Here is a 13165-nt window from a genome sequence, read left to right on the forward strand (position 1 = left end):
GACGAATTCCTCTCCGCCGCCTGCGAGGTGAGCTGTCGGGTTCGGGCTGGAGATGCCCGGCCGCAGTGTGAATGCGACTTCACCCCGAGCCGGTCCGGTTTCCGGATCGGTTCCGGTTTCCGGATCGGCGACTTACCTGGGTTCCCCGCTCCTGCCATACGTGAGTGATCGCGGTTTCCCGGGCGGCGGCAGGATTCGGCGTGACCGACCGGAGTGGCGCGAACGTAAGCGAGAACGCCCGGCCGGAACAAGGGCGGAATTCACAGCGATATCCGTATTTGCGAGTCGAGCCGGTGCCGGACCGGGCTGTCCGTCGGCCCAACTCCCTTTCTCCGCGAGCCGGATGAAGCAAGGAGCCAGACATGCAGAAAACGGGCAGATCATCCCGACGTGAGGCATATCACTGGTGAGGTGGCATTTCTCGCGCCGCAACACGACTCAAAGTACAGAAAGTTGAATGAATAGGACGTGAGTGAACTTTGATGAGGAATAGTGCAAATCGCCCATAACGTCAGCTCCAGCGACTCTCGGCGCGCCGGTCGGGTTCTTTCCCGGACCGATCAGCTGACGCAACCTCAACCTCCTCTACAGAGGCTGGAGGTGGAGGTCCGCAGTACGAGTCGCAGCACGAGTCGCGTGGCTGATGCGATTACGGGGGGCGCCAGCGGCGATCGCGAGGGCAGCCGCCACCGGCGAGCCGCGCAGGCGACCACCGGCATCCTCGCCACGAGTACCTACGCCACCAGGAAGGCGGAAGCGCCGCGCCCCCTGCGCCACCGCCCGCGCCCCGCCTTCGTCGAGGGCAGAGCCATGTACGGCATGACACTGCGTGTTCGACCATGACCCGCGGGAGCGCCCGGCCGCACACTCTCGCACGGCCCGGATCGCGCCGCCTCGTCCCGGTACGTCCGCATGCCGACGAGCCGCGGGCACCGACCGCCCGGTCTTAACGCAAGCTTGACGCGCTCGACCCCCTGCATCCGTGGGCCCGTGCATCACTCTCCGCTTACGCTGATCCCGCCGTCCGAGTGATGGCCGGAATCCCATGCTGAGCCGCACATCAGGAGAGCACTCGAATGGCCACCACCGAACGCCCGCCTGCGAGCCGATTGCGCACGTGGATGCTGGAAGGCCTCTCCGACATGGCCGGACACCAGCAGGGCCCGGACGCCGCCGCGCCGGAGCCCGCCCACAAGGGGCAGCCCTGGTGGCGGGTGATGTGCCTGACCGGCGTGGACTACTTCTCCACCCTCGGCTACCAGCCGGGCATCGCCGCCCTCGCGGCGGGCCTGCTGTCCCCCATCGCGACCATCGTGCTGGTGATCGTCACTCTGGCGGGCGCCCTGCCGGTGTACCGGCGCGTGGCCGACGAGAGCCCGCACGGACAGGGCTCGATCGCGATGCTGGAGCGGCTGCTGACGTTCTGGAAGGGCAAGCTCTTCGTCCTCACCCTGCTCGGGTTCGCCGCGACCGACTTCCTGATCACCATCACCCTGTCGGCGGCCGACGCCTCCACGCACCTGGTGGAGAACCCCCATCTGACCGGCGTACTGCACGACAAGCAGATGCTGATCACCCTGATCCTGATCGCGCTCCTCGGCGCGGTGTTCCTCAAGGGCTTCCTGGAGGCCATCGGCGTCGCCGTCGCGCTGGTGGGGGTCTATCTCGTGCTCAACGCCGTCGTCGTGGTGGTCGGCCTGTGGCACGTGGTCACCGCGGGGCATGTCGTGACCGACTGGTCCTCCGCGCTGACCGCCCAGCACGGAAACGTTTTTGTCATGATCGGCGTAGCCCTGCTGGTCTTCCCGAAGCTGGCGCTCGGTCTGTCCGGCTTCGAGACCGGCGTGGCGGTCATGCCGCATGTCCAGGGCGACCCCGACGACACCGAGGAGAAGCCCTCGGGCCGGATACGCGGCACGAAGAAGCTGCTGACCTGGGCCGCGTTGATCATGAGCGTGTTCCTGATCGCCACGAGCTTCATCACCACGCTGCTCATTCCGGCGAAGGAGTTCGAGTCCGGCGGCCAGGCCAACGGCCGTGCGCTCGCGTATCTCTCACACGAGTACCTGGGCAACATCTTCGGCACCGTCTACGACGTCTCGACGATCGCCATCCTGTGGTTCGCCGGCGCCTCCGCCATGGCCGGGCTGCTCAACCTGATGCCCCGCTACCTGCCCCGCTACGGCATGGCCCCGCACTGGGCCCGCGCCGTCCGCCCCATGGTGATCGTCTTCACCCTGATCGGCTTCGTCGTCACCTGGATCTTCGACGCGGATGTGGACGCGCAGGGCGGCGCCTACGCCACCGGTGTGCTGGTCCTGATCAGCTCGGCGGCCATCGCGGTCACCATCGCCGCGCGCAAGGCCGGTCAGAGGGGCTGGACCATCGGCTTCGCCGTCATCTCCGCGGTATTCCTCTACACGACGGTCCTGAACGTCATCGAGCGCCCCGACGGTGTGAAGATCGGCGCCTGCTTCATCGCCGGCATCATCCTCGTCTCCCTGCTCTCCCGTCTCGCCCGCGCCTTCGAACTGCGCGTCACCCACGTCACGCTCGACGACATGGCAGGGCGGTTCGTCCGCGACATGGCCCACCGCAAGATCCGGTTCATCGCCAACGAGCCGGGCAGCCGGGACAAGGCCGAGTACCGCGACAAGATCGAGCAGATCCGCCACGACAACGACATCCCGTCCCAGGAGGACTTCGTCTTCGTCGAGGTGACGGTCACCGACCCCTCCGAGTTCGAGGCGGGCCTCACGGTGCGCGGCGAAGTCCTCCACGACCGCTACCGCGTCCTGACCCTGGAGAGCTCCTCCATCCCCAACGCCCTGGCCGCGCTGGTCCTGCACGTCCGCGACTCCACGGGCTGCACCCCGCACATCTACTTCGAGTGGACCGAGGGCAACCCCTTCGCCAACTTCCTGCGCTTCTTCCTGTTCGGCCAGGGCGAGGTCGCCCCCGTCACCCGTGAGGTCCTCCGCGAGGCGGAACCCGACCGCTCCCGCCGGCCGCGCGTCCACGTCGGCTGACCCGGGCGCCGGCGCCGAGTCCCCGGGAAGGCGCCCTATTTCTTTCCACGCCTTTTATCGATTGACGCATTCGGCCTACATTTCGGCGCATTCGGCTTACCGCTGGGTGCATTCGGCCGAATAGGCAGGACCTATTCGGTGGCGATTTTCCCGGAGCCGGTACGGGATTCGGCATCAGATCCGGTGGACCGGGCGGCGGACGCGGGGGCCAGTGTTCCTCCTCTGCGCAGGACGGCGTACCCGACGCCGATGCCGGCCGCCACGGGCCACTCCAGTACGCCGACCACACCGAGGGTTCCGAGGCCGAGGTAGAGGGGGAGCCCTCCCATCGCCGGCAGCACGCGCTGAGCTGTTCTGACGGGCATCGTGGCGGTCTTCACGACGGCGGAGGCGGCCTGGCCGACGGGAAGAGTGATGGAGAAGTCCCGCCAGGAGTGCCCGTTCGGGGGATGCTGCGTCTCCTCGCTCGCGACGGCTCGGCGCCTGGTGGTCTCGGCGGTTCTGGCGCGGGTTTGCGGGCCGGTGGCGTTCACGATTCATCCTCCTAATGCCGCATTCCTTCTGAATGTGTGACTTATTTGGCAATTATGGTTCTCTGAGACTTACGTCGCCTTCTGAAGTCCACGGAATCCTCTGAATGGCGTCTGCGCGCCCGGATTCCGCCGTCCTCAGCCCAGGTCCGTGGCCACCGGAGCGTGGCCCGTCAGAGAGCCGGAGGTGCCCGGTGCTGCCGTGGAGCAACGGGGTTCTGCCATCCATGTCCAGCCTGGTGTCCGTACCGGAGCCACGGAACGTCGTGACCGAGGCCGTGCAGTGCGTCCTCGGCGCGGCCCGTCGGAGCCGGCAGGTGGTGGGTGACGCTCTGAGCGGTCTGCCGGGCGGCCTTGCCGAGGTGGCCGCCGTACTGGCTGATGCCGGCCAGGACCGAGCGCGGCGGCGGGTCTGGTCCCGCGAGGGCAGGGCGCACATCGAGGTGCGCGGTCTGAGCGGGCGGGGGGAGCGGCATGACCGGCTGGTGTGCGCGCTGGGCACGGCGCTGCGCGCCGTGGAGGGGGTGCGCTGGGCGGAGGTGAACGCGGTTCTCGGGCAGGTGGTGGTCGACACCGACGCGGGCGGCGTCGACCTGGACGGCCTGGTGGACCTGGTGGAGCAGGTGGAGCAGGCGCACGGCAGCGATGCGGAGCCGTTCGCCGGCCATCGTCCTCATCCGCCGTTCGACACGGCGCCCGCGGTGCTGGCCGGGGCGTCGCTGGCCGCGGACTGCCTCGGCCTGGTGACGGCCGCGGTCGGCCGTGCGGCGCCGTGGTCCGCGCCGGCCCTGCTGCGGGTGCCGGTGGTGCTGGCGGAGACACAGCCGCGGCTGCGTCGTCTGCTGGAGGAGCGGCTCGGCCGGGCCCATGCGGAGATGGTGCTGGGGATGTCCAACGCGGCAGTGCACTCCCTGACCCGGGGGATGGCACCGCTTGCCGTGGATGCGCTGCAGCGGCTGTGGCAGCTCGCCGAGATCAGCGCCCGGCAAGCCGTGTGGACCGAGCGGGAGACCGAGCTCGTGGGAAGCGGCGATGGACTGCCTGGTCAGGCGCCCGAGCGAGCGCCCCGGCCGGCGCCGCTGCCCGCAGGGCCGGTGGAGGCATGCGGCGAGAAGACCTCGCTGGCGGCGCTGCTGGGAGCCGGAGGAGTGCTCGCGTGGACCCGCGACCCCGAGCAGGCCGCACAGGCCATCCTGGCGACCGTGCCGAAGGCCGCCGGGATGGGCCGGGAGGCCTTCAGCGCATGGCTGGGCAGGGACCTGGCCCGCGACGGTGTGGTCCCGATGGACGGGGCGGCCCTGCGGGTGCTGGACCGGGTCTCGACCGTGCTGATCGACTCGGCCGTCCTGTGCGGCCCCCGCCCCCGGCTCCTGTCGGCCGTGGCCACCGGCCGGCTGGACGAGGCCGGCGTGTGGCGTGCGGGGCAGTCGGCTCTGGCGGGCCGCTCGCTGCACGCTCTGTGCGGTCCGGGGCCGTGGGTCTGCGAGGGGTGGCGGCTGGAGCGTCCCGCTGACGCCCCCCAGGGGCGGCCGGACGCCCCTTCGGGGCTGGCCCTGGACCTGCTCGGCCCGGACGGGCGGCGCCAGGGACGCATTCTGGTCGGCTGTGAACTCGACCCGCTGGCCGACGCCCTGCTCGCGACGGCCCGCTCCGGTCCCCGCCGCCTGCTGCTCACCGAGCACGCGAGCGCCGGTGAACTGCTCGCCTGGGCCGACGAGGCCGTGCCGATGTCCGCCTCGCTGCACGAGGAGGTACGGCGCCTGCAGGCCGAGGATCAGGTCGTCCTCCTGCTCACGTCAGGCCAGGATCAGGCGCTGGCCGCCGCGGACATCGGCGTCGCCGTTCTGCGCCACCCCGGCGCTGACGGCGGGGTGTGCTGCTGGTCCGGGCACCTGATCTGCGGCCCCGGCCTGGCACAGGCCTGGCGAGTCCTGGCCGCCGTGGACGTGGCCCGCAAGGTCAGCAGCAGGTCGGCCCGCCTGTGCCTGGGCGGTTCGGCTCTCGGGGCGCTGCTCGCCGCCTCCGGTACGCGCCGCACGGTGGCCGGCCTGACCACCTCACCGATCTACGGTGCCGCCTTCCTCGCCCAGGTCGGCGGTGTCCGGGCGGCCCGCAGCCTCGCCTGCCGGCCCCTGCCACCGGCCCGCATCCGCACTGCCTGGCACGCCCTGGGGGCCCGCGAGGCCTTCGACGTCCTGGGCGCCCTCGGGGGAGACCCGGCCGACCGGTCGGTGAATGAGCCGTCGGCCGAACCGGTCCGTCCCTCGCGGCGCGGCCTCTCCGAAGCCGTACACACCGCCGCCGACGCCGTCGGCCTGGCCGCGGTGACCCGGGAGGCCGCACGGCTGCTGACCGCCGTACGCGAGGAACTGAGCGACCCTCTCACTCCCGTGCTGGCTCTGGGGGCTGCGGCCTCCGCCGCCCTGGGGTCCAGTGTCGACTGCGCCCTGGTGGGCGGCGTGATGGCCGGCAACGCCATGATCAGCGGTGTGCAGCGGCTGCGCGCCGAACGCGCCCTCGACGGTCTGCTCCTCGCCGAGCAGCAGACCGCCCGCCGGGTCCACTGGACACCCTCGGCCGCCACTGCCGCCACGGACCGGTCCCGGTTCTTCACCGGTCCGGAGCCGGACGAATCCCGGTTCTTCACCGGTCTGGAGAGCGCCCCCGAGCACACCGTCGCCGCAGAGCACCTGCGGGTCGGCGACGTCATCGCACTGGGGCCTTCCGACGTCGTCCCGGCGGACGCCCGGCTGCTGGCCGGCGACCGCCTGGAGATCGACGAAGCGACCCTGACCGGGGAGTCCGCCCCGGTCGCCAAGGATCCGGCGGCCACCCCAGGCGCCGACCTCGCCGAGCGGTCCTGCATGGTCTACCAGGGATGCACCGTGCTGGCCGGAACCGGTTACGCCGTGGTCGTGGCCACCGGCCCGCAGACCGAGGCCGGCCGCGCCGCCGACCTGGCCGGCATGGCCACCGCCCCACCCGGTATCGAAAGCCACCTGGCGGCCCTGGCCAGGACCGCGCTGCCCGCGGTCGGCATCGGCGGCGCCGCGGTCACCGTCCTCGGTCTGCTGCGCGGGGTGCCCGTACGCGAAGCGCTCGCCTCCGGAGTGGCCATCGCGGTCGCCGCGGTTCCCGAGGGCCTTCCGCTGGTCGCCAACGTCGCCCAGTCCGCCGCCGCGCGCCGCCTGTCCCGGCACGGCGTCCTCACCCGCTCCGCCCGCGTCCTGGAGGCATTGGGCCGCGTAGACGTCGTCTGCTTCGACAAGACCGGCACCCTCACCCAGGGCCGGCTGACCGTGACCGAGCTGGCCACGCCCGAGCACGACCTGCGTATGGACAGCGCAGCCGGCCGCCGTCTGCTGCAGACCGCGGCCAGAGCCTGCCCCGCCCCCGAGGCCGGCCAGACGCTGCCCCACGCCACCGATCAAGCCGTCATCCACGCCGCGACCACCCACTGCGAACCGGACCGCACCTGGCAGTCCCTCACGGAACTGCCCTTCGAAGCCAGCCGCGGCTACTCCGCCTGCCTGGGCACCGAATCAGGACACCCCTTCCTCGCCGTCAAGGGAGCACCGGAAACAGTCCTGGCCCGGTGCGGCACCACCCTCTCGTCATCCCCGGAGCACGACCGCGACAGCATCGTCGTCCTGGCCCCGGACCGGCTTCGCGCCGCGCACCGTCTCGTGCAACGGCTGGCCTCGGGCGGCCTGCGAGTCCTCGCGGTCGCCCAGGCCACGCCCGCCGCACCCGGGAGCCCCGACGACGATCCGGCCGACCTGGCCCACGACCTGACCCTGCTCGGCTTCCTCGCCATCGCCGATCCCCCGCGGCCGGGAGCCGCGGAAGCCGTCAAACGCCTGGTGCAGGCCGGAGTACGCACCGCGATGATCACCGGCGACCACCCGGCCACCGCCGCAGCCATCGCCCGCGAACTCGGCATCCCCGACGCCGACACCGTCCTCACCGGCGCCGAACTGGACACCCTGCCCGAACCGGCCCGCATCCAGCGGATCGCCCGGACCGCCGTCTTCGCCCGTGTCTCCCCCGAGCACAAGGTCCGGATCGTCCACGCCCTGCAACGCGCCGGACACGTCGTGGCCATGACCGGCGACGGGGTCAACGACGCCGCGGCCATCCACCTCGCGGACGTCGGCATCGGCCTCGCGGCCCACGGCTCCACCTCCGCCCGTGCCGCCGCAGACCTCGTCTTCACCGACCCCGATCCCACCCGCATCCTCAACGCCCTCGCCGAGGGCCGCACGCTGTGGCACAGCGTGCGCGACGCGGTCGGCATCCTGGTCGGCGGCAACGCCGGCGAAGTCGCCTTCACCGTGCTCGGCACCGCCCTGTCCGGCCGCGCCCCCCTCGGCACTCGCCAGCTCCTGCTGGTGAACCTGCTCACCGACATGCTGCCCGCCCTTGCCGTCGCCCTCGCCCCGGCCCGCACCCCCGGACCCGACGAAGACCTGCTGGCCGGCGGACCCGCGGCCTCGCTTTTCGGACGCGATCTGGCCCGCATGCTGGTCGTACGCGGCACCGCCACCACCCTCGGTGCCGCCACCGCCTGGCAGATCGGCCGCTTCACCGGCCTGGAGCGGCGCGCGAGCACCATGGGCCTGGCCGCCCTGGTGGGCACCCAACTCGGCCAGACCCTCGTCATCGGCCGGCACAGCCCCCTGGTCGTGGCCACCGCCGGGCTCTCCAGCGCAGCGCTCATCGCCGTCGTCCAGACACCCGGCCTCAGCCACTTCTTCGGCTGCACCCCCCTGGACCCGTTCGCCTGGGCGGCCGTCACCGCGTGCTCGGCCACCACCACCCTCGCGGCCGCCCTGGCTCCCCGCCTCTTGTTCCCCCAGCCCGCCGCCACACCCGCGTGACACTAGAGCGAAGCCGAGAGCCTGGGGGAGGGTGGGCACAGCCCACGCCGCGCTGGGCGTCCCGCCGGACGACGCCCGCGAGGACGGGTCGGCCATACGCGCTGAGGGTCACTCCCGTTCCACGGGGAGCCCGGCGAGCAGCGCCGCCTCCGCCGTGGCCACGGTGCTCTGGTCCCAGCGCCCCAGTGGCACGGACCCCAGCCGTCGTCCCGAGGGGTCGAGCACATGCCCGGCCAGTTTCACCGGCCACAGGGTCACCGCCCGATCGGCGACCGTGAGGTCGGGAAAGGGCGCGACCAGCCGGGACTCGAAGGCGTGGATGTCGTCGATCGAGCGCAGCCAGGCGGCGAACAGCAGGTTGTGCGGCCCCGAGAGCGAGGCGCACAGCCGGATCTCCCGCATCGCCGACACATGCGCTGCGATCCGCGCCGTCTCCCCCGGCGGCGCCGCGCACCACAGGCTCACGCTGACCGGCCACCCCGACAGGCTCCGCGCCACCTCGCACCGGAACACCAGAGCCCTGGACTCCTCCAGGCGGCGCAGCCGTCGGCGGACCGTGGTCGCGCTGAGCCCCGTACGCCGGGACAGCTCGGCCACGCTCTGCCGCGCGTCACCGGCCAGGGCCTGGACGAGCGCCTGGTCCTCACGGCGCACCGCCGACCGGCCGGGCTCGGCGCCGGTCGCCACCCGCACGGTGCCCCGCCGGCTGTCCCCGGCCAACTTGTCGGCCGACTTGTCCAGCCGCCACCGGCTGCCCTCGGTGTGCAGGGCGGTGGCGATCTGCGTACGGCTGGCCGCGACGCCCGGCAATGCGCCGATACGCATCCCGGTGTACCGGGCGACCTCGGCCAGGCTGCCGAAGACACACGTCAGCACCAGGTCACGGCCGCCGGTCACATGCTCGACGGTGAAGACGTGCGGGTCCCCGGCGAGTTCCGCCGCCACCTCGTACAACCGCCCGGGCACGCAGTCCACCTCGACGAACGCGACGATCAAGGGCATGCCCTCGATGCTGACCGCATAGCAGCTGAACCACGCGTGCCCCGCCTCCGACAACCTGGCCCACCGGCGCGCCGCCGTCGAGGGATCGACTCCCAAAGCCGCGCCGACCTCCTGCCAGTCGGCTCGGGGACTGCCCTGGAGCACCGTCACGAGACGCAGGTCAAGCTCGTCCAGGGTGGCGCTTTCCGGCAAATGATCGGTGAACATCGGCGGATCCAGGCGTAGCGGCGGAAGATGTGCATCCCGGCCGCAGGATACCGGCCATGTTCACGCTCGGCGACGCCACCGCCCTCACCGACGACCTGCGGCATCTGCGCCGCAGCCTGCACCGCGACCCCGAAATCGGGCTGCACCTGCCGCAGACGCAGCAGACCGTTCTCGCGGCGCTCGACGGGCTTCCCCTGGAGATCACCACCGGCACGGCCCTCAGCTCCATCACCGCCGTCCTGCGCGGCGGCCGGCCGGGTCCCGCCGTCCTGCTGCGCGGCGACATGGACGCGCTTCCGGTGCAGGAGACCACAGGACTGCCCTACACCTCCCGCCGCGCCGGCGTCATGCACGCCTGCGGACACGACCTGCACACCAGCGCCCTCGTCGGCGCCGCCCGGCTGCTCGCGGCACGGCGCGAGGAACTCGCCGGTGACGTGGTCTTCATGTTCCAGCCCGGAGAGGAGGGCTACGACGGTGCCCGCCTGATGGTCGACGAGGGCGTTCTCGACGCCGCCGGCGAACGCGTCGTCGCCGCCTACGCCCTGCACGTCGCCGCCAACACCCTTCCCGCCGGTGTCGTCGCCACCCGGCCCGGCACCGTGCTCGCCGCGTACGACGGCTTCGACGTGACCGTGACCGGCCGCGGCGGCCACGGGTCCGCCCCGCATACCGCCCAGGACCCGATCCCCGTCGTCTGCGAGATGGTCACCGCGCTGCAGACCATGGTGACCCGCACCGTCGACGTCTTCGACCCCGCCGTCCTCACCGTCGGGTCCCTGCACGCCGGCGAGGCACCCAACGTCATCCCCGAGACCGCGACGTTCAAGGGGACCGTCCGCACCTTCTCCGAACCCGTGCGGGCCCTGATGCGCGCGGCCGTGGTCCGTACGGTCCAGGGCATCGCCGACGCGCACGGCGTCAAGGCCGAGATCGACTACCGGGATGGTCACCCGGTCACGGTCAACGACGCCGCGGAGACCTCCTTCGCCACCGGCGTGGCCGAGGAACTCCTCGGCGCGGACCGGACGTTCGTCGCGCCGAACCCGATCGCCGGCTCGGAGGACTTCTCCCTCGTCCTCCAGCAGGTGCCCGGCGCGTTCCTGTTCATCGGCGCCTCCCCCGCCGACGGCGACCCCGCCACCGCGCCGATGAACCACTCCCCCAACGCCGCGTACGACGACGGCGTACTGCCGGCCGCCTCGGCCCTGCTCGCCGACCTCGCCGCCCGGCGCCTGGAGCGCGCGGCGGCCGACGGCGACCCGCGGGCAGCGGCCGGGGCGGTGACGCCATGACCGGCAGCACCACGTCCAGCAGCGCCGCCGCGCCGGCGCGCGACGCGTCCGGCACCGCGGTGGTGGGGCTGCTCGTCCTGTTCGAGGTGATGAGCGGCTTCACGCAGCTGGGCATCACACCCCTGCTGCCCGACCTCGCCGACGCCTACGGTCTGAGCGACTCCGCGGCGAACTGGGTGGGGTCGGTGCAGCTGCTGGCCGCGACCGTGTGCGTACCGCTGTTCGGCAGGCTCGGCGACCTGTACGGCCACCGCCGCATGCTGCGCATCGCGCTGGTGTGCGTGGCGGCCGGATCGCTCCGGTGCGCAGCCGCCTGTCGGTGGCCGACGCCCGCCGTGCCATCGCCCGCCTGGTCGGAGCCCTCACCGTGGGCGGGCTGCTCGGCGCCGCCTCGATGGGCGCGGCGGTCGGTGCCCTGGGCGGAGTCCGGGCCGCGCTGCTGGTACCCGCGGTGCTCGCGGCGGTGTGCGTGCCGCTGTCCTTCGTGGCGGTGCCCGAATCGGACGCACGGCGGCGGGGGCATGGACTGGCCCGGGTTCACGCTGCTCACCCTCGGCGCCACGGCGCTGCTCCTGGGCGTCTCCGCGCTCGAACACGACGAGGGCGTCGGCCCGCGGGTGCTGATCGGCGCGGCCCTGGGCGTGCTGCTGCTCGCCTGGTGGGTGCGGACGGAACTGCGCAGCCGCGAACCCCTGGTCGACGTACCGGCGCTGACCGGTCGTCAGGCCGGTCCGTTCTACGCGGCGGCCTGCTGCTTCGGCGTGGTGTACTTCGCCTCACAAGCCCCGGACGGCCCATGCCGGAGCCGGCGCCGGTGACGAGGGCGACCTGGCCGGTGAAGTCGTAGGTGGGATTCACGTGTTTTCCTCCCGTGGAGAGTGGGTCTGGTCAGGAGGCGGTCTCGATGGTGACCTTGGTCGCGGTGGCGAGGCGTTCAGTGTCGCCGTGCACGCTGCCGAGGATGATCAGGCCGGCGTCGCTGGAGCCGCTGCCTCGGTAGAAGAGGGCCAGGTTGCCCCAGGGGGCGTAGTACGCCAGGTCACCGGGCTTGGCTTCGGCAGCGTCCGGGGCGCCGGAGGTGGACAGCCGACGCGGTAGGTCAGCGATCTTCTCCGTCTCGTGGAAGTCGCTCAGGTTCAGCGTGAGCGGGAGCAGGGCGGCGAAGTCGCGGGCCGTGGCGCTGTCGTTCAGGGTGGCGTCGACCCGGTGGCCGTCGATGGTGAGGCGGACGTTCATGGCGGTGTCCTTGTCATGGGACGGTGAGGCTGGTGCCGTGGCCGCCTGCGTTCGCTGTGACGCGGAGGCGGAGGACGGGGCGGACGGGGGCGGGGCCGCCTCCTCGGTACAGGCGGTGACGGCAAGCAGCAAGGCGGTCGGGACGGCGCGGGCAAGGCTGGAACGGGTGGTCGGGCTCACGGCATCCTCCGGAGGCGTCAGTCGGGCAGGGGCTCGGCGTAGTGGCGGAAGCCGTCGCGCTTGAGGTGGATGTCGTACAGGCGGTGGGCCAGCACCTCAGGGCTGCTGTGCTCAGCGTCGGGGCGGATGGCTCCCGGGATGATCAACTGGGCGGTGTGGATGTTCTCCGGGGCGAGGGTGTCGTGCAGCATACGGGCATAGGCGCTCTCCGCGGCGAAGGCGATCGAGGTGCCGGCCCGGTCCGGGTGGGGGCGTACGGCGCTGCCGCCGTTGACGAACAGAAGGGTGCCGCGGCCGAGTTCGCGCATGCCGGGCAGGACGGCGTTCACCGCGGTGACGGGGCCCTTGACGGAGAAGGCGAGGGGCGCGTCGAGGTCGTCGGCAGTCGTGCCGAGGACCGGCTTCATGAAGTCGGCGCGGGGTACGGGGCTGTACTGCAGGATCTCGATGGGCCCCAGGCCGGCTGCCGCCGCGTACAGGGCCGCGTCCAGTGACGCGATGTCGAGGACGTCGGCGGTGAAGCCCCGCGCCCGGATGCCGTCGCGGACCAGCTCGGCGGTCAGCCCGTCCAGCTTCTCGGCGTTGCGGGAGATGAGGGCGACGGTGTGGCCGGCGGTTCCGAAGCGGCGGGCGGTGGCGAGCCCCAGGCCGGGGCCGGCGCCGACGAGGGCGAAGGTCGTCATGCTGTGGGTGGAGGGGCTTCGCTCGGGCTTGGGACGGACCTTGCCTGCATGGCGCTCGGATCGCCGCGCAGGCTGCTCCATGCCGAGCCTCACATGCCGAGGCAGGAGCGAGAAGCGGAGAAA

The 13165-nt window shown here is 72.1% G+C and carries 8 protein-coding genes and 1 riboswitch; of the genes, 4 read left to right on the forward strand and 4 right to left on the reverse strand.

Translation table 11 applies throughout. The annotated features are described in order from the left end of the window. Window positions 1-4: 4 nt before the first annotated feature. Window positions 5-177, reverse strand: a riboswitch (cyclic di-AMP (ydaO/yuaA leader). Window positions 178-1076: 899 nt separating this feature from the next. After that, on the forward strand, window positions 1077-3029 hold the full coding sequence (locus ACWD4J_RS19205) for an amino acid transporter (RefSeq protein ID WP_451396569.1): 1953 nt from the start codon (window positions 1077-1079) through the stop codon (window positions 3027-3029). A 131-nt stretch (window positions 3030-3160) separates the two neighbouring features. Here the strand turns inward: ACWD4J_RS19205 and ACWD4J_RS19210 are convergent, their stop codons facing one another. After that, a complete protein-coding gene (locus tag ACWD4J_RS19210; RefSeq protein ID WP_451396570.1) occupies window positions 3161-3562 on the reverse strand; it encodes a hypothetical protein in 402 nt (133 codons plus the stop codon). Between the two features lie 224 nt (window positions 3563-3786). Between ACWD4J_RS19210 and ACWD4J_RS19215 the strand changes: the two genes are divergently transcribed. Then, window positions 3787-8439, forward strand: a complete 4653-nt coding sequence (locus ACWD4J_RS19215) for an HAD-IC family P-type ATPase (protein ID WP_451396571.1) — start codon at window positions 3787-3789, stop codon at window positions 8437-8439. A 108-nt stretch (window positions 8440-8547) separates the two neighbouring features. Here ACWD4J_RS19215 and ACWD4J_RS19220 read toward each other — a convergent pair whose 3' ends face one another. After that, entirely contained in the window at window positions 8548-9648 is a 1101-nt protein-coding gene (locus tag ACWD4J_RS19220; RefSeq protein WP_451396572.1) for an Lrp/AsnC family transcriptional regulator, read from the reverse strand. A gap of 56 nt (window positions 9649-9704) precedes the next feature. Here ACWD4J_RS19220 and ACWD4J_RS19225 point away from each other — a divergent pair, with 56 nt between their 5' ends. Further along, window positions 9705-10943, forward strand: a complete 1239-nt coding sequence (locus tag ACWD4J_RS19225; RefSeq protein ID WP_451396573.1) for a M20 metallopeptidase family protein — start codon at window positions 9705-9707, stop codon at window positions 10941-10943. Next, a complete protein-coding gene (locus ACWD4J_RS19230) occupies window positions 10940-11761 on the forward strand; it encodes an MFS transporter (protein WP_451396574.1) in 822 nt (273 codons plus the stop codon). The genes ACWD4J_RS19225 and ACWD4J_RS19230 overlap by 4 nt, the downstream gene beginning before the upstream one ends. Window positions 11762-11831: 70 nt before the next feature. Here ACWD4J_RS19230 and ACWD4J_RS19235 read toward each other — a convergent pair whose 3' ends face one another. Both ACWD4J_RS19235 and ACWD4J_RS19240 read right to left on the reverse strand, forming a co-directional pair. Then, window positions 11832-12359: a cyclophilin-like fold protein gene (locus ACWD4J_RS19235; protein WP_451396575.1), complete on the reverse strand. Its 528-nt coding sequence runs from the start codon at window positions 12357-12359 to the stop codon at window positions 11832-11834. 17 nt (window positions 12360-12376) lie between these two features. After that, on the reverse strand, window positions 12377-13042 hold the full coding sequence (locus ACWD4J_RS19240; RefSeq protein ID WP_451396576.1) for an SDR family NAD(P)-dependent oxidoreductase: 666 nt from the start codon (window positions 13040-13042) through the stop codon (window positions 12377-12379). Window positions 13043-13165: the final 123 nt, after the last annotated feature.

This window comes from Streptomyces sp. NPDC002577, from assembly GCF_053594815.1.